We start from the raw sequence: 24531 nt of genomic DNA on the forward strand, positions 1-24531 counted from the left end.
CGTGGCCGGGAGGCCCTCCGCCGCCCTGCCGAACCGGTCATCCGTCGGCCTCCCGGGCTCCGAACTCCCGGGCCCCACAGGCACGGGGCAGCGCGTCGGCGTGCACCGTCCACACGCGGTAGTGGAACTCCTCGCCCATGTCCATCCGTTGGTCGCGGGCGCCTTCCCATACCTCCTGCAGCAGCGCCACGAGCGCGGGAGCGGCCTTCGCCTCGGAGCGGGTGCGTGCTTCGCGGGACGCCAGACCGCTGAGGTCCATCGGACGGTCCCCCACGATCACGTGCACGGTCTCGGCGCGGGGTCCCTTCTCGGGCACGTCCTGCGGCCAGTACAGCATGACCGGTTTGGTGCTCCGTTCGGTGTAGGGCTCGACCCGGTAGCCACTGGGCTGGTCGTTCGTCACCAGCGTCGTTCGGCCACTCAGTCCGACGCCGAGGACCCAGAAGTACAGCGGTGCCCCGGCACCGTTGGTGACCCGGACCCGATATCCGTCACCGTCGTACAGGCGCTCCCCCTCCGATCGGAGCGGACGCCAGTCACCGCCGTCCTGCAGGGGGTGCCTCGCCTCGATCAGCACTTCGGCCGCGGCCTCGAGCCGGGCCGCCCCCTCCGGGTCCCTCAGCCGACGCACCCGTTCCCCGCGGGCGAGTTCGTCCATGAGCTCGGCCACCTGGCGGACCCCGGCGAGGGCCGGATCGGAGGGCTTGCGCACGGCGTGTCCGTCGCGGTCGAGCACCTGGGGTCCACCGGCATGCAGGCGTACGACGGCGAAGGCGTCGACCGCCGTGTGCGCCTCGGCGAGCCGCGGTGAGCGGGCGAGTTCCTTGCGCAGCGCGCCCGCGAACGGTTCAGGCGCGTCGATCAGCACATTGCGGCGGTCGTGCACCCGTACGGCGAGCGCATGAAGACCTGGTGGCAGCAGCGCCGTCGTCAACGCCTCGGCGAGGGAAGGGGGGACGGCCGAGGCGGTCACCCTCAGCAGCGCGTCACCCCCGTGCATCTCCTCCACGGTCGCCGGCACGGTGGTCTCCCGCTCCTCGTCCTCGGAGGCGTCGCCGGGGAAGACCATGATGACGCCGTCTTCGGGCCCGAGCCCGAACAGGGCGCCGCCCGGGATACGGAACCGGCCCTCGTGCCGCAGCAGGGGCAGCCGTTCGGGCTGGGCCGGCACTTCCAGGGAGAACGGCAGCCGGCCCGAGGGCCCGCCGACGTCGGGCCGTTGCCGCACCTCCTGCTGTGTGATGCGGTCCCGGGCCCGTGCCACCAGCACCGACCACGGGATGGGGCGGCCCGTGGTGGCGTCGAGCAGGTCGGCGAGCGCGGCCGTGAACACCCCCCGCCGGCCGGCCCCGGGCTCGGGCTCGCTCTCGTACGCCGAGCCGTGCTGCTCGCACGCCGTGAGCCGCACAACGTTCGGCACCAGCGGTTCGTCCCGGTGGGCGAGCGCCTCCGCACGGGCCAGCGCCGCGTCCGGGGGGACTTCGGGCAGCCGTACGGACTTCAGCGCCCGCCGGCTCGATGTGTACACCGCCTCCCGCACGGCTCCGCCGGAGTGGCAGCAGTCGAGGATGCAGGTGACATTGGGGGTCTTCACAGTCAACGCCCGTACGGCGGCCGTAAGTTCCTCCGCGAGGTAGCCGCGGAAGTCGGTCGCGGTGCTCTCGGCCATGTCGGAGGGCACCAGATACTGCACTCGGTCCATGAGCCCGCCGTGCCCGGAGTAGTAGACCACGACGCCGTCGCCGGGGCGGGTCGCGTTCCGGAGCCGTGCGAGGCCCTCCTTGATGCCCTCGTAGGAGGCCTCTTGTTCCGTGCGGACGTCCCCGTCTGTGAAGCCGCGGCCGGCCAGTACGCGCTCCATCCGCTCGATGTCGGCGTGCACCCCCTCCAGGCCGAAGGTCTGGGCGCCGATCAGCAGGGCCCTCAAGGTCATCTCATACCCCCACGTGGATGAAGGGCGCCCAGTAGTACGGGTGCGGGGCGCCGGCGGCGTGCGCGGGCCCGACCGGTTCGATGTCGCGCGGGTTCGCGGCCCATGAACGGGCTCGGTCCCCCGACTCCGGTTCGGCTCCGGAGCGGAGGGAGAGCTCGCGGAACTCCTCGTCGCGTTCGGCACGGGACCGGGCGCGGACCTCCTGCTGAGCCAGGGACAGCGCGGTGCCGACGTCCGCGCCCGGGTCCCCCACGAGGCGGCGGTACATCCTGGTCATCACCAGGGCGCCGTCGCCGTCGTGCACCGGCCACAGCGAGACCACCGCGTGCCGGGCCCCGGTGACCAGGGCGGCCCTGCTCAGCCCGAGGACGTCCCCGCCCGCGGTGGCCCGGCCGCGGCCGGTGTCGCACGCGGAGAGCACGAGCAGCCAAGGGGAGTCGGCGGAGGACAGCAGGTCGGCGAGGTCGAGGGAGTCGTCCCCCGCCAACGGCAACCGGCTGCGGTTCGGGGCGCGTTCGTCGATCACTCCGTGTGCGGCAAAGTGCAGCACCTCGTGGGCGGGGGCTGTGGCCAGCACCTCGGCGCGGGTGGCCCCGGCTCCGGTGAGCAGTCTGCTCCCGGGCAGCAGCCGGGCGATCTCGGCGGTCTCGGCGGCGGTGCCGGGCAGATGCGGCAATCCGCGGCGTGGATCAGTGGCGGGAGAGCCGACCAGCAGGGCGCTCAGTTCCTTCCACGGTCGCTGCGGCCGACGCGCCCGGAGTCGCGGCAGCAGCCCGGCCGCGGGAAGGTACGACACGGCACGGTTCGTGCCGAGGGCGTCGCCGTCCCAGGGCAGGACGTGGAACGGCAGCAGGGCGAGCACGGCGGGCGGCACGACGATCACCCGCCGGGCGCTACCGAGTTGGCCGGCGAAGGGTTCGAGCAGCCAGGTGGTGAGCCGGGTTCCGTCGTCCTGCACGTGCTCGCCGGCGGCCGGCCTGGCGCACCGGTCGCGGAAGCGGCGGGCTGCGCCCACCACCTGGTGCATGAGTTGCCGGCGCCCCGGGCAGCCCGTCAGGGCCTCCACTCGCAGTGCTTCACGGGTCATGGCCCAGCCGACCAGGGAGTCGTCGAAGAGGTGGTACGCGAGCAACACGGTGTCCGGCGGCAGAGCCTCGGCGACGGCCGCCGCGTCCGGCACCGCCTCGCCGCCCGACGTGGCGAGCGCTCGTGGGGCCCGGCGCTGTACGGCCGTCTCGGCCTCGCCCAGCCGGCGCGCGGCGTCGTCGATGCGCCGACGCCGCTCGGCCGCCTCCACCTGTGCTGGGGGTGGCGTCACCACCGGGTCGCCCGTCGTGTGCTCGGAACGCCGGGCGGCCGCCGACTCGGCGCGCAGCACGGCCATGTGTTCCTCGAACTCCGCGGCCCAGCGGACCTCGGCGGCCAGCCAGCCCCGGACGGCCGCGCGGGCCGCCGGGTCTTCGCCCGCGGCGTCCAGGGCGCGTACGGCGCCGAGGACCCCGATCCGGCCGCGCTCGGCCTGGGTGAACGCGATGGCGGCCGCGTCCCTCTCGCCGGAGGCCAGCCGCGCGAGCACGGCGGTGTGGTGCAACCGGGCCGGCACCGGATCGTCGGCGAAGGAAGCGCGCAGGCTGTCCCGGGCGAGCCTGAGGCGGTGTTCCTCGTACGCGGCGAGTCCGCTCAGGGCGTACTCGGCTGCGTCCTGCGGGCGGGACTCGTCGGCCAGCGCGATCTCCGCCTGCAGGCCGGCAAGCTGCCAGGAGTGTTCGGCGCCGGCGCCGGCGGTACCGATGAGCGGCAGATGCCGTCGGGCGCGCTCGGGGCTGCCGAGCCGTACCCACAGCGCGGCCGCCTGCAGGGCGGGGAGCCGGGACTCCACCGCCTCGGCCTCGGCGCAGGCCCGTTCCCTCTCGCCCAGGTCGGCGAGGGCGGCACAGCGCACATGGCACCGCAGGACCTCGTCCGGGATCGACCCAGCCCTGGTGAGCGCCTCGTTCGCCAACCGGTCGGCCTCTTCCCCGAGGCCCGCCTCGCGGGCCCGGCGGGAGCGGAAGAGGGACTCCTGGGCCGGGCATGCGGCGAAGTCGGAGCGGAGCGTGGCGAGGGTTTCCCGCATCTGCTCCGCGATCCAGGGTGGGGCCTTCGCCACGACGAGTTCACCGACACGCAGGGCGCGTTCGATGCGTGAGCGCGCGGCGGCCACCGCCTCCGGATCCCACAGGGCGGACGCCTGGGTGTGGAAGACCTTCGCGGCCTGGACGACACCGACGCAGCCGGTGAGGTCCAGTGAGACGTCCGGGTCGCCGTCGCGTCGGATGCGGGCGAGGTGTTCGCGCTGTTCCAGGTCGGTGAGGACCATGGTGGCCAGCCGGTGGCGGGCCTGGAGGACGGCACCCCTCGTCGGGACGGCTGCCGCGTTCCCCTGACCGCCGTCCCTCGCGTCCGTGAGGAGACGGGCCAGGGCCTCGGCCCGGTCACCGCGCCGGGCGTACCCCTGGGCGTACCAGGAAGCGGCGCGGTTGCGGACGAGCCAGGACAGTCCGCGCACCCACGAGGTGCTGCCCACGGTCCGGCCCCAGCCGGCCACCGACGCGGCGACTTCGGCTTCCGCCCCCTCGCCCGTGTCGGTGTCGATCAGGTCCAGAACCTGATGGACCCTCAGCAGGGCCGTGTACGCCCCGTCGCCCGCCTTCTGCGCCGCGCTCAGCGCCGAGGTCAGCTTCGCACGGCAGTCTTCGGCCTCGCCGCGGATCCGGTGGACATGTGCCAGCCGCAGCAGGGCCGCCGCCCGTCCGCGCTGGGACCCGGCCGCGGTGTAGGCGGCCTCGGCCGCCGCGTACCGGTCGGCGGCCCCGAGCGGCCCGGGCCGCCGCCACTGGTGCCGTGTACTCGGGGGGACAGTGGCCCCGGGAGCGGCGCCCGTCGGGACGAGGCATTCCTCCGCGATTCCCGGGGCGCCGAGTTGCCAGTCTCCCTGGAGGATTTCGGACAGGCCCGTCGAGGCCGGGTCTCCCGAGACGTACTGGAGTCCGGTGCGCACCAGCGGGTTGGCGGCCTCGCGGTCTCCGGCCCGGACGCGCAGATCCGCGGCGAGCAGCAGATGACAGGCGGAGGCCTCCCGATGGCCGGCCTCGGCGATCGTCTCGTGCAGTTGGTCGAACCACCTCAGCGCCTCGTCGACGCTTTCCCACAGGTCCTCGTTCCGCTCGCTCGCGACCTCGCCCCGCAGGGCGTGATGGGACTCGCATTCACGCTCGTCGCCGGCCCTGCCCGCGTGCCCCACGATCATCCGCGCGGAGAGCAGAACCGGGATGACGTGTCCGGCGAGATGCCATGGAAGCCGGAGGCTCCCCTCGGGAAGGTCGCCTGCCCCGTGTGCCATGGCCCGCGCCAGACCCTCCACCGGCGCCAGGCATGCTCCGGGCTGCCAGTTGACGTCCAGGTGCAGCGCGGCGGTGCGTAAGGCCCGTTCCAGCGCGGACCGTTCGCCTGCCGGGGAGGTGTCCAGAACGGCAAGTGCCCGTTTGGGCTCACCCGCGGCCAGGGCTGCCGCCGCCGCGAGCCGGATGCCGCAGGCCCCCGGCGGGAGTCGGTCCGGCTCGACGAGCAGCGCGGCGGGATCGGCTTTCCGCTGCTCGGTCAGCAGGAGCGCGGTCAGCGTCATCACGTCCACTCGTATTCCCCGTCCCTTGTGGCCTCGCCCTTTCCGGCGACGACCGCATTTCCGGTTCGCTCCCCGCAGCCCCGGCTCACAGACGGTAACGGCAATCAGACGGACGGGCGACGACTGTTTCCCCTGTAATTAAAACGGACCATTGGTAGTTCGAAATCCGTCAATCATGGGCACATTCATCAAGGGCGGGAAACAATCACGGTCACAATCCGACCTGACCTGCGGTCAGGCTGACGGCCGTCACAGCTTTGCACAGCCATGGATATCACCTGCCCAGTGGACGGATTCCGCACCACAACCGGTTCTTGCATCCGCCGCGGTCCGACACCCGGGATGCCGGACCAGTCGCCCGCCAACTCCCATTTCCTCCCACGGGTTGTACCCTCCTGGCCAGTGCTCCCGGACCAGTCACTGCAACGACACGCTCGGAGATGGCGTCCCGCGGGATGGTGTAGGCGATCACCGTGCGGGTGTGCACGGGCGGATGCGCGGGCGTGCATCCGGTGACGGTCTCCGCTCCCTGCGCATGAGGCAGCCACCGTGCAACTCTCCGTGTTGAACGGGAAGTTCAACGCAGGAGGTGCGCGGTGGCCTTGTCCCAGTCTGACTTACTCCGTCTGCTGGAGTCACTACGTTCGGTGCACGGACTCGAACCCGTGCGGAGTGTGGCCGAGCGGATGCTGCAGGAGCTGACCGAGGCCGCGGCCCGGATCGGCGCCGAGTGGAACGAGCACACCGAGGCCCGCACCGCCTACCGCAACGGGCACCGTGGCAAGACGCTGACCACGCGGGCCGGCGACCTCGACCCCACCCTGGGATCCCACCGGCCGCTGGGCAATCGGGCCCACCTCGCCCCGGGAGTCGGCCCGCACATCTGCCCGGGCCGGATCGCACGCGTACCTCATCGCCGAAGCCGCCATCCTCCACGTCCTCGGCGCTCTGCCCGGGATGGACCTCGACGGCCACCGGGACGACCTCGTCCGGCGTCCCGCTCCCTTCCACCGCTCCCTGGTCGCCCCGCCCGTCACCTTCCCACGAGCTGAAAGAGACCTAACCGTGTCCGAACAGCAGATACTCGTCCTCGACCCGACCGGATCCGACCCGGACGCCGAACACCAGGCCCTGCGCGAGCGCGGCCCGGCGACGCTGGTGGACATCCTCGGCGTGCGCGCCTGGTCCGTCTCCGACCCGGCCCTCCTCAAGCAGCTCCTGACCAGCAAGAACGTCTCCAAGGACGCCCGCGCCCACTGGCCGGCCTTCGCGGAGACCGTCGCCACCTGGCCGCTGGCCCTGTGGGTCGCGGTGGAGAACATGTTCACCGCCTACGGCAAGGATCACAGCCGCCTGCGCCGCATGGTTGCCCCCGCCCTCTCCGCCCGCCGCACCGCCGCCCTCCAGGCGGACATCGAGGCCCTCGTCGACGGCATCCTCGACGCCCTCCCGGCGGGCGAGACGGTCGACCTGCGCGAGCACCTCGCCTACCCGCTCCCGATCGCTGTCATCGGCAAGCTCATGGGCGTCCCCGTCGACCAGCGCACCGAATTCCGCACCCTGGTGGACAACGTGTTCGCCACCCATCTCTCCGCCGAGGAACAGGCCGCGAACACCGCCGCCCTCTACGGCCTGCTCGACGCCCTGATCGAGACCAAGCGCACTGAGCCCGGTGAGGACTTGACCTCGCTGCTGATCGCCACCCGCGACGAGGAAGACGGCTCCGCCCTCAGCCACGCCGAGCTACGCGACACGCTCCTGCTGATGATCAGCGCCGGATACGAGACCACCGTCAACGTCATCGACCAGGCCATCACCACCCTGCTGACCGATCCCCAGCAGCTCACCCACATCCGGGAAGGCCGCTGCACCTGGCAGGACGTCGTCGAGGAGACCCTGCGCCACCAGCCCGCGGTCAAGCACCTTCCCCTGCGCTACGCCCGCACCGACATCCCGCTCCCCGACGGGCAGACGATCAAGGCCGGCGAGGCGATCCTCGCCTCCTACGCCGCCGCCAACCGCCACCCCGACTGGCACAAGGATGCCGACCGTTTCGACGCCACCCGCCCCAGCATGGAACACCTCGCCTTCGGACACGGCGTTCACTTCTGCCTCGGTGCCCCGCTCGCCCGACTCGAAGTCGCCACCGCGCTGCGCCTGTTCTTCGAACGCTTCCCCGACGCCCAACTCGCCACGGAGCGAAGCGCGCTGAAGAGGCTGCCGAGCCTCATCAGCAACGGACACACCTCCGTCCCCGTGCGCCTGCGCCCGATGTCGAGCCACTGACCGATACCGACGAGGAAGACCACCATGACTGCCCCCGCCCCGACCACGCCGCTCACCCCGGCCGAGAGGCGCATCGCCCCGCACGTGGTGAACGGCCTGCCGGCACGCCAGATCGCCGACGCCGAGACGTTGTCGCACCACACGGTCCGCGCGCACTTGCTCTCTCTGCGCAAGAAGCTGCACTGCCCCGAACGCTGCTCCCCCGCCGTCGTCACACACCGCCTTCTGTAACAACTCCAGAAACACGTTCACTGGACAGACCCGGTCGGTACTGCATCCGTTCGAGCCGGGCCTTGGGCATCTGCACGCTCCAATTGGTGCCGTGCAGCAGCAGGTCCAGCCCGGAAAGGGTGTACTCGACGCCGAACCTGTGACGTACGACCTCGGTGATCCTGGCCGAGCTCCGGCACTGGTCGCTCCAAGCGACGGCGGGCCGGCCTCTGACACCGCCTGCGCAAAGCGCGGTCGAGCGGGCATCGCCGGGGCCGTTGGAGACCAGGGCCTGCCGACCGCCCGTAGCCGACGCCCGACGCTGGCGGTTCGCCGACTGCGAAGGCGGAGGCGGTGCTGGAGCGGCGGCCCATTGCCCGCGTGGAGCTCGCCGAGGCCCTGGCCGGGCCGGAGCCGGAGGCCGACCACCCGCCGGAGTCGGCGCCGGCCGTTACCGAGGCCCCGGTGGCGGGGTCGGTGGTGCCGCACTGGCGGGTGGGTCTGACGATGAAGGTGCTCGCGCCGGACTACCAGCGGCTGGTGGGCGTGCTGGAGGCGGAGGCGGGCGGGTCCGGGCTGCGGGCGCGGGAGTTGGCCGGGCGGCTGGGCCTGGAGTCGGCCTGGAGTCGGTGCCGGCGAAGGTCGAGGGGGTGCGGTCGAAGGTGAAGCGGCTGGTGGAGCGGGGCTGGCCGGCCGAGGAGCGGCCCGGGGTGTTCACGCCGAGGCGGGCTGCCGGGTGACGTTTCGGCTCCGGTGGCGGGCGAGGCGGCGTCCCATGAGCATGGTCGTCGACCACAGGACGGCGGCTTCGCTGCTTTCGGGCCGGGTCTCGTAGTCCCGGGCAAGGCGCCGCGAGCGCATCAGCCAGCTCAGCGTCCTCTCCACCACCCGCCGGCGTGGAAGCACTACGAACCCGCTCATGTCGTCGGTGCGTTCGACGATCCGAAGGGTGAGCCGCCCTGGACGTCCCCTTGACCCCCACTTCCTTTCGTACGACCGTCTCCAACGGTGCAACGCGAGGAGAGAAGGCCGGATTCCGGGGTCAGGTGGACGTCGGGGTCCGTCAGACGAGGTGGATCGTGAAGCGCCTCACGACCTTGGGGTCCGTGGCGATCGTGTCGGAGCGAACCGAGCCGCGAGCCTTCTCGTACTCCCCGGTGCCGCCAGTGATCGCGTTGTCGAAGGGACCCTGGTCGACGTAGTTGAAGTACATCCCCTGCACGGTGAGCTGGCCGCCCGGGAGGGTGTAGGTCACGACGCACTGCTCCGCTTCATCGGCGCCGCCCCGGGTGGTGGTGCAGGTGCCGTGGGTCTCGCCGACCTTGTTGTGCGCTTCGTCGAAGAGGTCCGAGCGGACGACGACCCGATCGCCCTGCGAGACACTGCCGGGGGTGACGGGGAAGCGGGTCAGCTGCTGCACCTCGGCCAGGAGTGTGATGATCCGGGCTTTGCCCCTGGCCTGGGCGGAGCCGGTGTCCGTCGCGGCGGCCGCGACGGGGGTGCAGGCGAGGAGGGTGACCAGCGTGGCCGTGCCGAGGCAGGCCGCTCTGAGGGGGCGCATCATGCGACTCCTGAGGTTGATGTTCGGGAATGACCGGATGGCGAACTTCCTTCCGATTCCGTTCGATTCCCTTCATAACCTCGACTCCGCCGCCGCACGGAGCACCCAGGCACGAACCACCGGCACATCCAGCCGGTCGGACCAAAGTCAGGCGGCGGAGCTCGGCACGAAGCCGAACGGCAGCTCCAGGCGATGCCGGGCCATGAGCTCCTCGTCGGCGACGATCCCGCACGTCGGCCCGCCGGCGGCGATGACGCCCTCGCTGAGGATGACCGAGCGCGGGCAGAGCTCCAGGGCGTACGGCTGGTCGTGGGTGACCATCAGGGCGGTGACGTCCAGGGAGCGCAGGATGTCGACGAGCTCGCGGCGCGAGGCCGGGTCCAGGTGGGAGGACGGCTCGTCGAGGACGAGGATCTCCGGCTCCATGGCGAGGACCGTGGCGACGGTGACCCGGCGGCGCTGCCCGAAGGAGAGGTGGTGCGGGGGCCGGTCGGCGAAGTCCGCCATCCCGACCTTCTCCAGAGCGCGCAGGACCACCGCCTCCAGCTCGGCGCCTCGGACGCCCGCCGCGACCCGGGCCGAAGGCCACGTCCTCGCGGACGGTCGGCATGAACAGCTGGTCGTCGGGGTCCTGGAAGACGATGCCGGCCTTCCGCCGGATCTCGGCCATGTGCTTCTTGCCGACGGGCAGCCCGGAGCTCCGCGAGGAGGCGGAGCGGGTGCTGGCCGAGCTTGCGAAGGCGGAGGCGGTGCCGGAGCGGCGGGCCATCGCCCGCGTGGAGCTGGCCGAGGCCCTGGCCGGGCCGGAGCCGGAGGCCGGCCACCCACCGGAGTCGGTGCCGGCGAAGGTCGAGGGGGTGCGGTCGAAGGTGAAGCGGCTGGTGGAGCGGGGCTGGCCGGCCGAGGAGCGGCCCGGGGTGTTCACGCCGAGGCGGGCTGCCGGGTGACGTTTCGGCTCCGGTGGCGGGCGAGGCGGCGTCCCATGAGCATGGTCGTCGACCACAGGACGGCGGCTTCGCTGCTTTCATCGTGGACTGTCCAGGCCTGCTGCTGATGGTGCTGGTCACGGCGGCCGAGGTGACCATGACGCACCGCCGACTCGCCCGAGACTACGAGACCCGCCCGCCAGCTCCAAAGCCATGATCCACGTCGCCTCGATCGACAACCTCGCCAAGCGCACAACGGACGAGACCACCCCCACCTGGCGAGGTACCTACTAGGAGATAAGGGGCAATCCGCCTACATCACACGCCCACTCACACCCGGCCCCGCTCACTCCGGCAGTTGCCGCATCTCCACGACCCGCAGTCCCAGCGACTGGCAGCGGATCAGCAGCCCGTAGAGGTGCGCCTCGTCAACCACGGGACCGAACAGGACCGTCTGACCGGACATCATCACGTGGTCCAGCTCCGGGAAGGCCTTGGTGAGGGTCTCGGACATGAGTCCATCGACGCGGATCTCGTAGCGCATGTGCCGTTCTCCCGCCGCGGGCCTGCTGCGGTCTTGGTTACGAGCGTGCTCCGTGCCGGGGCACCGGACCTCACCCGGCACAGGTGAACCGGCGCCAAGTCAGTGCGTCAGTGCGTCAGTGCGATCTTGAACGAGATGATCACCAGGCCGAGCAGCAGATTGACCGCCGCGGTGGCCGACACCAGACGCCAGGAGGCTCCCGCCCGCCGTGCCCCGGTCGCCGACCACCCCACCTGCCCGGCCACGGCCACCGCGACGGAGAGCCAGACGGCACCCTCCAGGTCCAGGCCCAGCAGCGGGCTCACGGCGACCGCGAGGGCGGGCGGGACGGCCGCCTCGACGATGGGCCACTCCTCCTTGCACACCCGCAGGACGGTCGGGCGGTCCGGGGGCCCTTGCGCCAGGAGGGCTCCGAACAGCTGGGCGTGCACGTGGCCGACCCAGAAGACGAGACCGGTGAGCAACAGCAGCACCACCAGTTCCAGGCGGGGAAACGTGCCCAGGGCGCCGGCGCCGATCACCACCGACGCGGCGAGCATCGATCCGTAGACCGCGCCCGTGTAGTCGGCGTGGCTGCGGCGCTCGCTACGGCGGGGCCGCGTCGTGGTGGGGCCGGTCGAGGACATCACTGTGGCCTTTCGCTCTTCACTCCGTGGCACCGGCCACGTCGGCCGGTGCGTCGCCCTGCGACGGCTGCGGACGGCGGGCCGGTGCGGACGGCAGGTGGGGCGTGACCAGGAAACTCGCGAGGGTGATCCCCGCGGTCGCGAGGATCGCCGCCTTCAGGCCGGCGAGCTGTGCCGAGGCGTAGGAGTCGGTGAGGGCGTCGACCTCTGGCGGCGGCAGCCCGGCGCGCTGCGCCGCCGAGCGCACCTGGTCGGTGGACACAAAGCTGATCCCCGCCTCCAGGGCGACACCGGTCTGCTGCCGGGCCTGGTCGGACAGCCGCGGGTTGCTCTCCACCTGTGCGGTGAACGCGTGTGCCAGCGCGCCGATGAGCATCGACCCGATGAGCGCGGTGCCCAGTGCCGAGCCGAGGTTCTGCGCCGTGAACTGCAGGCCGCCGACCTCGCTGCGCGCCTCCTCGCCCACGCTGGACTGGACGACGTTGCCGAGCTGCGAGGCCATCAGACCCATACCGATGCCGAGCACGGCCATGGCGCCGGCGAACTGCGCGTCGTCGATGACCGGGTCGATGGTGGCCAGCAGCCACACGATGGCCACGGTCAGCGTCAGCAGGGCAAGCCGGACGACCCGGCGCGGGCCCAGGGTCCGGCCGAGCCTGGCGGCGGCCAGGGAGGTGACGAGCATGGTGACCGACACCGGCAGCAGCCGCAGCCCCGTCTGGAAGGCGTCGAATCCCTGCACCACCTGCAGGTACAGCGGGATGGTGAAGAACAGTCCCAGCAGGATCAGGTTCTGGCTCAGCAGGGTCAGCAGACCGGATCGCAGGGGTGGTACGCCGAACAGGGACAGGTGCACCAGGGGGTCGGCGCCGGTGGCCTCACGGCGGCGGTCCCAGTGCACGAAGAGGGCCAGCACGGCGACCCCGGCGCCGACCACGAACAGGGTGGGCGCGAAGCCGAGGACGGTGAACGGCGGGTTGCGCGGCTGGACCCAGCCCCAGGTGCTGCTCTGCAGCACCCCGAGGACGCCGAGGCCCAGGCCGGACGCCGAGAGCACCGCTCCGATCCCGTCCAGCCGGGGTGGCGGTCCGGTCCGCGCGGACTCCACGATCACCCGGCGGAAGCACAGGACGGCGACGACGACCACGACCTCGCCGGCGAAGACCAGCCGCCAGGTCAGGTATGTCGTCACCCAGCCGCCCAGCAGCGGGCCGACCGCGATGCCGGCGCCGGCCAGTCCGCCGATCACTCCGTAGGCGACGGCCCGGTCCTTGCCGCGGTAGGTCTCGGCGACCAGGGCCGCCATCGCCGGCAGCACCATCGCGGCGCCGAGTCCCTCGATGACGGACCAGCCCAGCGCGAGGACCCACAGGGTGGGCGCCAGGGCGGTCAGGGCCGACCCGATGGCGTAGACGACCAGGCCGAGCAGGAACAGCCGCCGGCGGCCGTGGATGTCGCCGAGCCTGCCCCCGATGAGCATGAACGCGGCCATGACCAGCGCGTACAGGGTGATGACGGCCTGGATGGCGGTGACCTCGGTGTGGAAGTCCTCGACCAACTGGCTGATGGAGACGTTCATGACGGACGTGTCCAGGACCATCAGGAACTGGGCCGTCCCCAGCACCATCAGAGCTCGCCAATGTCCCACGGTGTCCACCTCGCCGAGTCCTCCGGGGGCCCGAGCGGTCCCGTCGGCGGCGGCCGGGGCGTACCGGGCCGCCACTCTCATCGCAGCGGAGCTGCCCGCTGTGCGCCTCACCCGCCACGGGCGAGCCGTCCGGAGATCACAGCAGCCCGCGCTCGCGGGCCTGCCGCACCGCGTCGCCGCGCCGGTTCACGCCGAGTTTCCGGTAGACGCTCTTGAGGTGCGTCTTCACGGTGTTGACCGAGACGTACAGGTCGGCGGCGATCTCTTCCGTGGACATCATCTGGGCGAGTCGGCGCAGCACCTCGCGCTCGCGTGCGCTCAGTTCCTCGACGACCAGCGACGGGGGATCCGCGGCCACGACCGGACCGCCGTGCGGCATGGGGCCGCCGGGGGTGAGCCAGCCCGCGGCCAGGGCCTGCAGGGGCGGTGTGTCCAGGAGGTGGCGGATGCGCGGTCCCGCTTCGAGGAAAGGACGGCGCAGCCGTTCCCGCCGGGCCTCCAGGAGAGCGCGGGCGAGCAGTTTGCGTGCGGTGGCGACGTCCCCCGCCTCCTGGGCGGCCCGGGCGCGCACCAGTGCGGCCCGGACCGTCACCCCGGGGCCGGTGCGGCCCCGGGCGGGCAGCTGGTCGAGCAGCTCGATCGCCGCGTCGCGGTTCCCGGCGGCGAGCCGGGCCCAGGCGATCTCCGCCGCGTACGCGGCCTCACCGTCCCAGGGCACGCCGTCGAGCACCTTCGCCGCACTCTCCGCCCGGCCCTCGGCCAGATGGGCCGCGGCGACGGCCAGCGCCCTGTGGGCCTCCGCCCAGGGGGACGCCACCAGGGCCGGTACGGCGAGGCCGGACGCCGCCGCGGCGGCCCGGGGCTCGCCCCGCGCCAGCAGCAGCCGGGCCGTCGCGAGAGACCGGCCGGCCGCGGTCACCGGATCGGGCGGGACCGCGCCGGAGCCGGCCGCCTCGTCCAGGAGGGTCTGGGCCTGCCCGAGGTCGTCACGATCGACGGCCACGGCCGCCAGCACCAGTTGCCCGAGCCCTGAACCGGAGGGGCGGCGCAGGCCGAACTGTTCCGTTTCGCTCATGGCCGCCAGTGCCTTGCGCTCCGCCCGGCCGAGCCAGCCGTCCAGGTAGTCGATCAGCGCCAGGTGCCCGAGGGAGTCCTCCCGGGGCAGCGCCGTCGAGGCGCCGCCGGGGCACCCGGCGGCCTCGGACAGGGCGGCACGCGCGTCGTCGAAGCGACCGGCCCACAGCCGGGCCGAGCCCAGATGGGTGAGCAGGAGGGCGGTGAGTTCGGGGTGTTTCTCCAAGAGCTGGGCGGGGACCTCGCCGCGCAGTTCCTCGGCCGTCGCCAGGGCCTCCTCGGCCCTGCCGGGCGAACCGGTCAGCCGGGCCGCCAGGGACTCCAGCAGCACACAGCTCAGCCGGCCGGCGGCGTCGGGCGGGTGCGAGTCCAGGCGTTCCTCGGCCCGGCGCAGATGGACCAGGCCGCGGTCCACGTCGCGCTCGGACAGGTCGCGCGCCGCGCGCACCAGGTCCGCCGCCGCGCTCGTGACCTCGGGCCCCATGGGTGAGAACAGTTCGACGAGGTCGTCCGCGCGCAGGCCGGTGAAGAGCTGGCCGATCGCCAGGTCGTCGACAAGGGCCCGGGCGGTGAGATCCCAGTCGCCCGCGGCGGCGCCGTGCGCCAGCGCTTCCGGCAGGGAGCCGGAGGCCCGCAGCCACTGCGCGGCACGCCGGTGGAGTTCCGGCTCGAGTCCGGGCGCGCGGACCCGTAGATGAGCCCGGAGGATCTCGCCGAACAGCGGGTGCAGGCGGTACCACGCGTGCCCGAGGTCCTCCACGAACGCGTTCTGGCCGTGCAGTTCGGCCAGGATCGGCTCGACACCGCCCCGGCCGGTCAGCGCCTCCGCGAGCGCGGGGCAGAAGCGCTCCACGACGCTGACGCGCAGCAGGAGGTCCTGCGTCCGGGGCGTCTGCCGTTTGAGCACCTCGGCGAGCAGGAAGTCGGCGACCGTGCTGCGGCCCGCCTCGAAGTCCTTCAGGTACGCCTCGGGATCCGGGCTCTCCTGGGCGGCCATGGCGCACAGGCGCAGCCCGGCGGCCCAGCCCCGGGTGCGCTCCACCAGGGCGCGGGTGGCCTCCGGGGCGAGGCAGAGGCCGTGCAGTTCCAGGAGCGCGGCGGCCTCGTCGGCGGTGAAGGCCAGCTCGGCGTCCCGGATCTCGGTCATGGTCGCGGCCGCACGGTAGCGGTGCAGCGGCAGCAGTGGTTCGGTGCGGGTGACGATGATCAGGCGCAGACCGGGCCCGGCGTGCTGCAGGACGAATTCCAGCTGTTCCGCTATGCGCGGGGTGGTCACCCGATCGAACTCGTCGAGTACGAGGAGGGCGGCCCGCTCGTGCCCGCTCAGCTCGTCGGCGAGGCGGGCCAGCAGCCGGTGATCCACCCGGTTCGCGTCCCCGGGACAGCCGATCTCGGCCGTAAGCGGTACGCCGGCGGCGCGCAGGGCCTGGAGCACATAGGCCCAGAACATTCCGCAGCCCTGGTCCCCCGCCTCGTTGGTGAACCAGGCGACCGGTTGTCCGAGCCGGGCGGCCCAGTCCGCGACCAGCAGCGTCTTGCCCGCACCGGCCGAGCCGTTGACCATCGTCAGCGGTGTCTCGAAGGCGTGGTCGAGGTGTGCCGCGAGCCGCGGGCGGCGCAGAAAGGTGGCCGGCCTGACCGGCAGGGCGAACCGTGTCTGCAGAAACGGCTCTCCCAGGGGATCGACGTAGCCGACAGCCGGTCCCCGCGTGTTCTCGTGCCGTGCATCCACCGGGTCACCACCCCTGTCCCTCAGGCCATGGACGGTGCACTACTGGATCAGCATCCCAGTCTTCCGGCTGCGGCGCAGTTCGCACAGGGACGGTGGGGCCGGCCACAGGTCCCCGCGGTGCTGCGGCGCGTGCTGCGGTCAGGGCTCGTCCCCGGGCGGCCCCTGCGCCCTGCGTGCCGCGTCGAGCTGGGTGCGGCCACCGGCCGCCAGCAGGGCGAGAACGGCCAGGACGCCGAGCAGCACGAGGACCAGCAGCAGGACGGTGAGTACCGTCGGATGGTTCCAGAGCGCGAAGACGAGCGCGATGATCAGCATGACGGCGACGGTGAGGGTCCGGCGGTAGGCCAGCGCCCACGCGCCGGCGCGCCCGGTGCTGATGTGATGGGCGGCGGCCCAGCGCGCCGCGGAGTCCGCCGTGTGGTCGGAAGCGCCACGGACGGCCACGGGCAGCCGCCCCGGCCCGACGAGATAGGCGCCCAGCGCCACGACCACGCCGAGCACGATGGCCGTACGCAGGCTGACCCGCAGGAAGCGGAGCAGCGTGTCGAAGACGGCCGCGGCGGCGGCCTTGGACAGCACCTGGGGCGGCAGGTGGTCGAGGTAGTAGTGGCGCGCCACGACCAGGGCGATGGCCACCACGAGGCAGGCGAAGGCGGCGCCGAGCGCGGTGCGCGCCAGGGCCCGGCGCCGCCGGTGGGCCAGGAACACGCCGGCGACGCCGAAGAGGAGGACGAGCACCGGGAACCAGTTCCCGACGATGTCGAGGAGGCGTGCGCCCTTGCGGAACTTGGCGAGCTGGTCGGACTGGAACAGCACCAACTGCTTGTTGACCTGCGGGATCTTGGCGGCGGGTTTCAGGCCCGCGTCGACCAGCTCGTTCTTGACCCGGTCGACGGCCGTACCCAGGTCCAGGGTGACCGTGCCGTCACTGACCCCGACCGCACCGCGTCCCTTGCCGGTCAGGGCGTGCACGACGGCGTTGTGGGCGGCGCGGTTGGCGGTGCGCCACACCGTCGCAAAGGCGTCGCTGCGGACGACGCGGGTGGCGATCTTGGTCGTAGCCTGGTTCGCGGCGGAGTCGAGCTGTGGTCCCAGCCCCCGGATCGCGTCGGCGGCGCGCGGCGGCAGGCCCTGTGACTCCAGCCAGGAGGCGATGTCCGCGGCGGCCTGCTGGCCGTTCACGTGGGCGCCCACGGCCCCCGTGATCCGGTGGACCGCCGCGTCCTGGACGGCGGGTTCACCGGCCAGCGGCGCGACCGTGGCCACGTAGCGGTCGGTGTCGAGCACGATGTCGTGCACCCAGGTGGCGAGCAGCGCGACGGGCACGAGGATGCAGGTCAGCACGATGAGCACGGCCGAGGAGGTACTCCGCGCGATGCGGCCCGCGGCGGCCCCGCCCCGGGTCGGCTTCGCCGCGCCGCCGTGCCCCGTGGCATCTCGGTCCGGATCCGGGGACCGCGGAGTCGGGTCGGGGGCCCGCGGGTCCCGGCCCGGCCGCTGCGGGTCCGGGTCCGGCGAGTGCGGGTCGGGCGGCTCGGTCACGGGGCCCTCCGGTGCGGTGGGTGCCTGAACACCCCCATTGCCTCAGCTCCGTGGACACGGCGCGCGCCGGGTCGACCGTACGGGCGATGCCGGGAACTGCTCGCGCGCCCGTCGGAGCACGCCGGCAGCCTCGAGATGTGGTCCTCACCGCGTCCGCCTACTCTCGTGGAGTTCCGACACGTTGGGGTCGCCATGGTGCTCGACCTGCTGCTCATCGCCCTGGCCATCACCCTCGACCCACTGCCCCTGATGGCTTTCGTCCTGGTGGTGGCGTCGGCGAGGGGGGTGTGGAAGGGGCTGGTCTTCATCCTGAGCTGGCTGGCGTGTCTGGTCACGGTGATCGCGCTCGTCCTGGTCCTGACGGGCGGCCAGCCGCCGCCACCGCGGTCTCCGCCCTCGACGGCCGTCCTCGCGGTCAAGCTCCTCATCGGGGTGTCGCTCATCGTCTACGGCGAGCACCGGCGCCGTCGGCTCGCCGCCGCCCGGACCCGGGTCGGCGGGGCCGCGCCCGGGCCGGGAGCGGGCCGGGGTCCGGCTTCCGCAGTCGGCGACGCGGGCGGCCGGGCGTCGTCCACGCAGCTGACCTCCGAGATGGACCGCAGCACGGCCTGGTCCGCCGCGGGACTCGCCGTACTCCTGCAACCATGGGGCATGGTGGCGGCGGGGGCGACGACCGTGGTGGAGGCAGACACGTCGCACTTCGCCACCTGGGTCGCCCTGTTCTGCTTCTGTCTGCTCGCCACCGCGAGCCTGCTGACCATCGAGCTGTATGTGGTGTTCTCCCCGACGGCGGCGAAGGCCCGGCTGCTGGGACTGCGCGCCTGGATGGAGCGTCACCAGGAGCAGGCGCTGGTGACCATCTGCCTGCTCCTGGGTTTCTGGCTGGTGGGAAAGAGCATCTATCAGCTCACCGGTTGACCCGCGGGGACAAAAGTGCGCGGCCCTGGGCCGCGTGCTGCAATGGGCACTGGAGGCTGACGACCGCCGACCGTGGGGGCACCGCCGGGAGACGGGACCGACGGGCAGACGGTCCCGACTCCCATCCGGCTCCAGAGGAGTGGTCATGGACAGCGTCGAAGACATGGGACCCGTCGACTACCTGGTCATCGAGTTCCCCGGCAACCGCATGACGGGCGAGGCGTTCCCCCTGCTGGTCGATCTCGCCGAGCGCGGCATCGTCCGGATCATCGACCTCGCCTTCGTCCGGAAGGAGACCGACGGCTCGGTCGTCGGGCTGGAGCTGAGAGACCTCGGTGACGAGGTGGATCTGTCCGTCTTCGAGGGAGCCTCGGCCGGACTGCTGGATCAGGGGGACATCGACGAGGCCGGCAACGCACTGGAGCCCGGCAACTCGGCCGCGGTACTGGTGTACGAGAACCTGTGGGCGGCTCCCCTCGCCCGCGCGCTCAGGCGCAGCGGGGCCCAGCTCGTGGCGAGCGGACGCATCCCCGTGCAGGCCCTGCTGGCGGCACTGGACGCCACGGAGGAAACGGTGCCGCCCGGCGGCTCCGTGGTTGCCTGAACACCCATGGGAGATGACCGAACATGCCAGGACTGCTTCGGGGCGTCGCACGCACCGCCGTCGTCGCCGGAACCGCCACCGCCGTGTCCAACCGTGTCTCTCGCCGCCAGGCGGGCCGATGGGCGCAACAGGACTACGGGCAGCAGCAACAGTACGAGCAGCAGCAGTACCCACAGCAGGCGGCGCCGACCGCTCCGGCCGCGCCGCAGACCCCTGCCGCCGACGAGATGACCCAGAAGATCGATCAGCTCAAGCAGCTGGCCGACCTGAAGGCGCAGGGGGTCCTGAGCGACGAGGAGTTCGAGAACCAGAAGCGCAGGCTCCTCGGCTGAGCCCGCGGAGCCGGGCCCGCCCGCGCACCCTCAGCGGAGCTGCGCGGCGAACGCCTCGTACGCACGGTCGTCGAAGAGGACGAACGTGACCTCCTCGACCCCGGTCTGCGCGGCGCGCACCGTCTCCACGGCGATGCGCGCCGCGTCCCGCATCGGCCACCGGTAGACGCCGGTGGAGATCGCCGGGAACGCGACCGTGCGGGCGCCGAGTTCATCGGCGACCCGGAGGGACTCGCGGTAGCAGGAGGCGAGCAGCCCGGAGCGGTCCTCGGTGGCGGACCAGACGGGGCCGACGGTGTGGATGACCCAGCGGGCGTCCAGGTCGCCCGCCGTGGTGGCGACGGCCCGGCCGGTGGGAAGGCCCTTGCCGATGGGGGTGCCCCCGCTCGAGCGAAGCCGAGAGTGGGGGAGGGAGGCGCGCAGTGCGCGGCACTCCGCCAGGATCGCGGGGCCGCCGCGGCGGTGGATGGCGCCGTCCACGCCGCCGCCGCCGAGCAGGGAGGAGTTGGCCGCGTTGACGATCGCGTCGGCGCTCTCCCGGGTGATGTCGCCCTGGGCGAGGGTGATGCTGGTCATGACTGCGTCAGTCTCCTCCATACGGCCTTGGCCGCGTTGTGCCCGGACATGCCGTGCACGCCGGGTCCCGGCGGGGTGGCCGAGGAGCAGATGAAGACGGCCGGGTGGGGGGTGTGGTACGGGAACGGGGACAGCCTGGGGCGCAGCAGGAGCTGCAGTCCGGAGGCCGCGCCGCAGGAGATGTCGCCGCCGACGTAGTTGGCGTTGCGGGCCGCCATCTCGGCCGGGCCGGCCGTGGCGCGGGCGAGGATGCGGTCGCGGAAGCCGGGGGCGAAGCGCTCCAGCTGTCGTTCCATGGCGTCCGTGAGGTCACCGTCCCAGCCGTTGGGGACGTGGCCGTACGCCCAGAAGACGTGCTTGCCCTCGGGGGCGCGGGTCGGATCGACCACGCTGGGCTGCACCGTGATCATGAACGGCGTGTCGGGGGCGCGTCCCTCGCGGGACGCGGCGCGCAGGGCGGCGCCGATCTCGGCCCGGCTGGCGCCGATCTGCACGGTTCCGGCGACCCGGGCCTCGGGGGCGGTCCAGGGGACCGGGCCGTCCAGCGCGTAGTCGATCTTGAAGACGCTGGGGCCGTAGCGGTAGCGGTCGTAGTACCCGCCGAAGCCGGCGATGCGGGCGAGCGCGGTGGGCGAGGTGTCGAAGACGTACGCGCGCGCGGGTGGCAGGTCGTCCAGGCGCTTGACCTCGTAGTCGGTGTGCACGGCGCCGCCGAGATCCTCGAGATAGGCGGCGAGGGCGTCGGAGATGGCCTGGGAGCCGCCGCGGGCCACGGGCCAGCCGCGAGCGTGCGCGGCCAGCGCGAAGACCAGGCCGATGGCGCCGGTGGCGAAGCCGCCCAGCGGGGCCATGACGTGGGCGACGAGACCGGAGAAGAGGGCCTTGAACCGCTCGTCGTGGAAGCGGCGCATCAGCCAGGTGGAGGGCGGCAGCCCGGTCAGGCCGAACCGGGCGAGGGTGACCGGGTCGCGTGGCAGCGCGGTCAGCGGCAGGGACATGAAGTCCCGGGCCAGCGTGTCCCACTTGGGCAGGAACGGCCTGACCAGCCTGCGGTAGACGCCCGCGTCGCGCGGACCGAAGGAGGCGGCCGTCTCGGCGACGGAACGGGCCAGTACGGCAGCGGTGCCGTCCGGGAACGGGTGCGCCATCGGCAGGTCGGCGTGCAGCCACTGAAGGCCGTAGCGGTCCAGGGGCAGGGCGCGGAACGCGGGCGAGTTGATGCCGAGGGGGTGGGCGGCCGAGCACGGGTCGTGCCGGAAGCCGGGCAGGGTCAGCTCCTCGGTGCGGGCACCGCCGCCGACCGTGGGCTGCGCCTCGAACAGGGCGACGGAGAAGCCCCGCCGGGCCAGCTCCACGGCAGCGGTCAGTCCGTTCGGTCCCGCACCCACCACGACCGCATCGAGCATCGACGGCACCTTCGGACTCCTTCGTCAGCCGATGGCCACTCGGGATCAGGATATGCCGCAGGCCTGACACTCCCCCGTGCCGGGTGCCTCAGGCACCCGTGCGCAGCAGTTCCGCGACCCGGCGGGCGGTGGCGGCGTCCCGGGCGGCGGTGAACGGCAGCGCGTTGGAGCCGGTCACGCGGAACGGCTCGCCGGCGAGGGTGAGGTGCGCGCCACCCGCCTCCTCGACGAGCAGCAGGCCTGCCGCGTGGTCCCAGGCGGCCTCCCAGGAGAACGCGACGGCGTCCAACTCGCCGCGTGCCACGGCGAGATACTCCAGGCCCGCCGAGCCGCACGGGCGCGGGGCGAGGCCGTCGGTCCACAGGGCGCGCAGCGCGTGCTTCTGCTCGTCGGTGGTGAAGTCGGGGTGGGAGGTGGCGACGACGAGGTCGCGGCCGGGTGCGGGCGGGCCCGCGAGCAGCCGCTCGCCGTCGAGGAAGGCGCCCTGGCCGCGGACGGCCGTGGCGAGTTGGTCGCGGGCGGGGGCGTAGGTCCAGGAGGCGAGGACGGCGCCCCGGTGGGCGAGCGCGACGAGGGTGCAGAAGCCGTCGTCGCCGTGCACGAACTGCCGGGTGCCGTCGACCGGGTCGATGATCCAGACCGGCGCGTCGCCCAGGATCGCCTCGTACGTCGCCGGGTTGGCGTGCACCGCCTCCTCGCCGACCACCACCGAGCCGGGCAGCAGCGCGCCGAGGGCCTCGGTGAGCTGCTGCTCGGCGAGGCGGTCGGCGTCGGTCACGAGGTCGTGCGGTCCGCTCTTCTGATCCACCTCGTGCTCCGCGAGGCGGCGGAAGCGGGGCAGGATCTCGGCCGCGGCCGCCTTGCGGACGGCTTCCTCGACGTCGGCCGAGCAGCGGGGAAGAAACTCTTCGATGGTTTCCGTGTCTTCGATCATGCGGTCCATGAGAGCACGCGCCGCTGACAATCCCCGCCCGGACGGTGAATGCCGGGTGGAGTCACGATGAAAATCAGGTGCCGATGGGGGCCACCGGGGAGAGCCCGCGCGCGTTGAGGTCGGTGGGGCCAGGCGGCGGAGCGGCGCACGGAACCGAGGCCGGGCGCCGAGGCTGAAGCCGGCGGGTCCGGCCGACGGGGGCGCCCACGCGCAAAATCGCCGGCAGGCGCCGCTGGGCCACCCGGCGACCTGCGCCGAGCCGAGCCACCGGCCAGGACCGACGCACGGAACCGACGGCGGCCGCCGAGGCTGGAGCCGGCGGCCCGGGCCGGTGGGAGCGCCCACGCGCGCGAGACCCCTGGCAGACGCCGCCCGGCGACCTGCGCCGGGCCCAGTCCTCAGCGGCCCACCGCGTACCCCTGCATCCCGCACGGGTCGGCCGCCGCCGACAGAGCTTCGCACGGCGGGCCGTCGTTACCGGTGCCGCGAGCGGTGCCCTCGCGCTGGCCGGTACAGCGGTGCTGCGTGCGGACGCTCCCGAACTGTTCCACGGGCTCACGCACCGGGCGCTGTGGCTGGTGGTGCTCAGCGCAGTCAGCGGTGTGACGGGCCTCGGGCTGCTGATGACGCGGCACTACCTCGCGGCGCGTGCGGCGGCCGCTCTGGCGGTCGCCGCAATCCTCTGGTCCTGGGGCGCCGCCCAGTACCCGGCCATGCTTGCCGGCAGCCTCACGGCCGACCAGGCCGCCTCCCAGCCAGCCGAGCTCTCCGCCTGCCTGATCTCCCTGGCCTGCGGGGCCGTCCTGCTGGTCCCGGCACTCTGGCTGCTCTATGGCACCTTCCAACGCGCGGACACCTCTCCCCCCAGGCACCGGCCGGCGCGATGAGTGGCGCGATCGAGCCCGCTGTCACTCCGCCGCGGCAGCGGGCGTGTCTGTGAGTTGCTTTCGCGGACTGCGGTGCGTTCCGTTGCCCCCTGCTCCGCCTCCGTCTGCTCTGCCATCTCGTGACTGCAGGCGCTCACCCGGCCGTCGTGCGCAGCGCTTCCTCGGCCTGGCGAACCCGCCACTCCTCGACTGTGTCCTGCTGTCGTCGGGCCCGTTCGAGCAGCGAGTCGAGCCGGGCAGGGTCCAGGCGCTCGTCCGTGACGGCGAGCCGGCGCAGGGTCTGCCATAGGGCCGCCTTCCCCTCAACCCCCAGCCGCAGCGCTTCCAGATCCAGCATGATGCCGAGCGGGGAGCGCCCCACCAGGCGACCGTTGAGCTTCAGCCGTCCCGCCTTCTCCCCCGCCCACCCCGCGCACACCTTGTAGCGGCGTACGGGAACGCCGAGATCCCGCATGATACTGACCAGCGCTGTCCGGTCCTGGGTGATCTCTGCTGCAACGGGCTCCAGTGCGCGGCCGAGCGCGGAGCCACGGGAGGTGCGCACCAGATGGGCAATGCGTTCGGTGCCCGCGGTGGCGCCGGCGAGGTGGTCGTTGAGATAGATGCCGAGCAACTTCAAGTCGACGCCTTGCCCGGTGTGGCGGCGCTGGGGCGCGCCGGAATTCGGAGGGGCGTTCATCTGCGGACTCCTTCGGTTGCCGGGGGATTTGCCCTGTGCGTGCGACGGATCAACGCGGAGCCGTGCGGGCACGCGCCCCAGTCCTCCAGGCCACCGGTGTCGAAGGCGAGCAGGTCATCGTCCGTCGGGGGCACCGTTTTCCTCCTCAGGTCGGTCTCCGCGGTCACGGGTACCGCGGTACCGTCCTTCGATGCCTCGCCCTATTCCTTCGCCGAAGGTGCCACCACCGGAGTGCTTGCCGGCCGGGACCACGTTCGCGGCCCCCGAGTGGACGGCGAGCGTGCCGTAGCCGCCGGCCTCCCGGGCGGGCACCGGTTCAGCAACGGGTCAAGGGACGGCCTGCCCTCGGCCAAGGGGTCGTATGAGTTCGGTGTACGTCCAGGTCACCACCCCGACATAGCCGGATTCGCCCCGTTGCCCCCTGGCTACCGTGGTCGCGCCCGATCGGC

The 24531-nt window shown here is 72.7% G+C and carries 23 protein-coding genes and 2 pseudogenes; 10 read left to right on the top strand and 15 right to left on the bottom strand.

What is annotated here, in order from left to right:
- Window positions 1-37: 37 nt before the first annotated feature.
- Both ACFZDC_RS10170 and ACFZDC_RS10175 read right to left on the bottom strand, forming a co-directional pair.
- Window positions 38-1933: a caspase family protein gene (locus ACFZDC_RS10170; protein WP_391322079.1), complete on the bottom strand. Its 1896-nt coding sequence runs from the start codon at window positions 1931-1933 to the stop codon at window positions 38-40.
- A gap of 1 nt (window position 1934) precedes the next feature.
- Window positions 1935-5597 carry a CHAT domain-containing protein gene (locus ACFZDC_RS10175; RefSeq protein WP_391322205.1) on the bottom strand — a complete coding sequence of 1221 codons (3663 nt, stop codon included), beginning with the start codon at window positions 5595-5597 and terminating at the stop codon, window positions 1935-1937.
- A gap of 686 nt (window positions 5598-6283) precedes the next feature.
- Between ACFZDC_RS10175 and ACFZDC_RS10180 the strand changes: the two genes are divergently transcribed.
- Genes ACFZDC_RS10180 through ACFZDC_RS10190 form a run of 3 tightly spaced genes read left to right on the top strand, consistent with a single transcriptional unit; the run spans window position 6284 to window position 8114 of the window.
- Window positions 6284-6649, top strand: a complete 366-nt coding sequence (locus tag ACFZDC_RS10180) for a transposase (protein ID WP_391322207.1) — start codon at window positions 6284-6286, stop codon at window positions 6647-6649.
- A 13-nt stretch (window positions 6650-6662) separates the two neighbouring features.
- On the top strand, window positions 6663-7883 hold the full coding sequence (locus ACFZDC_RS10185; RefSeq protein ID WP_391322080.1) for a cytochrome P450: 1221 nt from the start codon (window positions 6663-6665) through the stop codon (window positions 7881-7883).
- Between the two features lie 24 nt (window positions 7884-7907).
- Window positions 7908-8114, top strand: a complete 207-nt coding sequence (locus tag ACFZDC_RS10190; protein WP_391322082.1) for a LuxR C-terminal-related transcriptional regulator — start codon at window positions 7908-7910, stop codon at window positions 8112-8114.
- Here ACFZDC_RS10190 and ACFZDC_RS10195 read toward each other — a convergent pair.
- Window positions 8095-8382, bottom strand: coding sequence for a winged helix-turn-helix domain-containing protein (locus ACFZDC_RS10195; RefSeq protein ID WP_391322209.1), 288 nt, complete (start codon window positions 8380-8382; stop codon window positions 8095-8097). The genes ACFZDC_RS10190 and ACFZDC_RS10195 overlap by 20 nt on opposite strands.
- Window positions 8383-8447: 65 nt before the next feature.
- Between ACFZDC_RS10195 and ACFZDC_RS10200 the strand changes: the two genes are divergently transcribed.
- Complete coding sequence (locus ACFZDC_RS10200; RefSeq protein WP_391322084.1) at window positions 8448-8759, top strand: hypothetical protein; 312 nt, start codon at window positions 8448-8450, stop codon at window positions 8757-8759.
- Window positions 8760-8807: 48 nt separating this feature from the next.
- On the opposite strand, the gene ACFZDC_RS10205 is transcribed toward ACFZDC_RS10200, so the two are convergent.
- The 3 genes and pseudogenes from ACFZDC_RS10205 to ACFZDC_RS10215 all read right to left on the bottom strand — a co-directional run.
- The gene (locus tag ACFZDC_RS10205) at window positions 8808-9014 is read right to left on the bottom strand and encodes a hypothetical protein (protein WP_391322086.1); all 207 of its coding nucleotides are present in this window, start codon (window positions 9012-9014) and stop codon (window positions 8808-8810) included.
- A 142-nt stretch (window positions 9015-9156) separates the two neighbouring features.
- Window positions 9157-9657 carry a hypothetical protein gene (locus tag ACFZDC_RS10210; protein WP_391322088.1) on the bottom strand — a complete coding sequence of 167 codons (501 nt, stop codon included), beginning with the start codon at window positions 9655-9657 and terminating at the stop codon, window positions 9157-9159.
- Window positions 9658-9801: 144 nt separating this feature from the next.
- A pseudogene (locus tag ACFZDC_RS10215) lies at window positions 9802-10351 on the bottom strand (energy-coupling factor ABC transporter ATP-binding protein); the annotation flags it as partial.
- Here ACFZDC_RS10215 and ACFZDC_RS10220 point away from each other — a divergent pair.
- Together ACFZDC_RS10220 and ACFZDC_RS10225 are read left to right on the top strand one after the other, a co-directional pair.
- Window positions 10263-10601: a hypothetical protein gene (locus ACFZDC_RS10220; protein WP_391322090.1), complete on the top strand. Its 339-nt coding sequence runs from the start codon at window positions 10263-10265 to the stop codon at window positions 10599-10601. The pseudogene ACFZDC_RS10215 and the gene ACFZDC_RS10220 overlap by 89 nt on opposite strands.
- A 136-nt stretch (window positions 10602-10737) precedes the next feature.
- A pseudogene (locus ACFZDC_RS10225) lies at window positions 10738-10874 on the top strand (IS5/IS1182 family transposase); the annotation flags it as partial.
- A gap of 52 nt (window positions 10875-10926) precedes the next feature.
- Here ACFZDC_RS10225 and ACFZDC_RS10230 read toward each other — a convergent pair.
- The 5 genes from ACFZDC_RS10230 to ACFZDC_RS10250 form a co-directional block, all read right to left on the bottom strand.
- Window positions 10927-11124, bottom strand: a complete 198-nt coding sequence (locus ACFZDC_RS10230) for a hypothetical protein (protein ID WP_391322092.1) — start codon at window positions 11122-11124, stop codon at window positions 10927-10929.
- A 107-nt stretch (window positions 11125-11231) separates the two neighbouring features.
- Window positions 11232-11750 carry a hypothetical protein gene (locus tag ACFZDC_RS10235; RefSeq protein ID WP_391322094.1) on the bottom strand — a complete coding sequence of 173 codons (519 nt, stop codon included), beginning with the start codon at window positions 11748-11750 and terminating at the stop codon, window positions 11232-11234.
- A 19-nt stretch (window positions 11751-11769) separates the two neighbouring features.
- Window positions 11770-13398 carry an MFS transporter gene (locus ACFZDC_RS10240; protein WP_391322096.1) on the bottom strand — a complete coding sequence of 543 codons (1629 nt, stop codon included), beginning with the start codon at window positions 13396-13398 and terminating at the stop codon, window positions 11770-11772.
- 136 nt (window positions 13399-13534) lie between these two features.
- A complete protein-coding gene (locus ACFZDC_RS10245) occupies window positions 13535-16204 on the bottom strand; it encodes a LuxR C-terminal-related transcriptional regulator (RefSeq protein WP_391322098.1) in 2670 nt (889 codons plus the stop codon).
- Window positions 16205-16342: 138 nt separating this feature from the next.
- Window positions 16343-17746, bottom strand: a complete 1404-nt coding sequence (locus tag ACFZDC_RS10250) for a hypothetical protein (RefSeq protein ID WP_391322100.1) — start codon at window positions 17744-17746, stop codon at window positions 16343-16345.
- 192 nt (window positions 17747-17938) lie between these two features.
- Here ACFZDC_RS10250 and ACFZDC_RS10255 point away from each other — a divergent pair, with 192 nt between their 5' ends.
- The 3 genes from ACFZDC_RS10255 (at window position 17939) to ACFZDC_RS10265 (ending at window position 19600) form a co-directional block, all read left to right on the top strand.
- Window positions 17939-18664 (top strand): GAP family protein, encoded by a 726-nt coding sequence (locus ACFZDC_RS10255; protein WP_391322102.1) that lies wholly within the window; start codon window positions 17939-17941, stop codon window positions 18662-18664.
- 145 nt (window positions 18665-18809) lie between these two features.
- On the top strand, window positions 18810-19268 hold the full coding sequence (locus ACFZDC_RS10260) for a DUF6325 family protein (RefSeq protein ID WP_391322104.1): 459 nt from the start codon (window positions 18810-18812) through the stop codon (window positions 19266-19268).
- Between the two features lie 23 nt (window positions 19269-19291).
- Window positions 19292-19600, top strand: coding sequence for an SHOCT domain-containing protein (locus tag ACFZDC_RS10265; protein ID WP_391322106.1), 309 nt, complete (start codon window positions 19292-19294; stop codon window positions 19598-19600).
- Between the two features lie 30 nt (window positions 19601-19630).
- Here the strand turns inward: ACFZDC_RS10265 and ACFZDC_RS10270 are convergent, their stop codons facing one another.
- The 3 genes from ACFZDC_RS10270 to ACFZDC_RS10280 form a co-directional block, all read right to left on the bottom strand.
- A complete protein-coding gene (locus tag ACFZDC_RS10270; RefSeq protein ID WP_391322107.1) occupies window positions 19631-20176 on the bottom strand; it encodes an O-acetyl-ADP-ribose deacetylase in 546 nt (181 codons plus the stop codon).
- Window positions 20173-21582: an FAD-dependent oxidoreductase gene (locus ACFZDC_RS10275; protein ID WP_391322109.1), complete on the bottom strand. Its 1410-nt coding sequence runs from the start codon at window positions 21580-21582 to the stop codon at window positions 20173-20175. Before ACFZDC_RS10275 ends, ACFZDC_RS10270 begins: the two co-directional genes overlap by 4 nt.
- A gap of 88 nt (window positions 21583-21670) precedes the next feature.
- Window positions 21671-22516: an inositol monophosphatase family protein gene (locus tag ACFZDC_RS10280; RefSeq protein WP_391322111.1), complete on the bottom strand. Its 846-nt coding sequence runs from the start codon at window positions 22514-22516 to the stop codon at window positions 21671-21673.
- Window positions 22517-22935: 419 nt separating this feature from the next.
- Between ACFZDC_RS10280 and ACFZDC_RS10285 the strand changes: the two genes are divergently transcribed.
- Window positions 22936-23403 carry a cytochrome d ubiquinol oxidase subunit II gene (locus ACFZDC_RS10285; protein ID WP_391322211.1) on the top strand — a complete coding sequence of 156 codons (468 nt, stop codon included), beginning with the start codon at window positions 22936-22938 and terminating at the stop codon, window positions 23401-23403.
- Window positions 23404-23536: 133 nt separating this feature from the next.
- On the opposite strand, the gene ACFZDC_RS10290 is transcribed toward ACFZDC_RS10285, so the two are convergent.
- Window positions 23537-24082, bottom strand: coding sequence for a hypothetical protein (locus tag ACFZDC_RS10290; RefSeq protein WP_391322113.1), 546 nt, complete (start codon window positions 24080-24082; stop codon window positions 23537-23539).
- Between the last annotated feature and the right edge of the window lie 449 nt (window positions 24083-24531).

The organism is Streptomyces sp. NPDC007905, assembly GCF_042959345.1.
Taxonomy (GTDB): Bacteria; Actinomycetota; Actinomycetes; order Streptomycetales; family Streptomycetaceae; genus Streptomyces.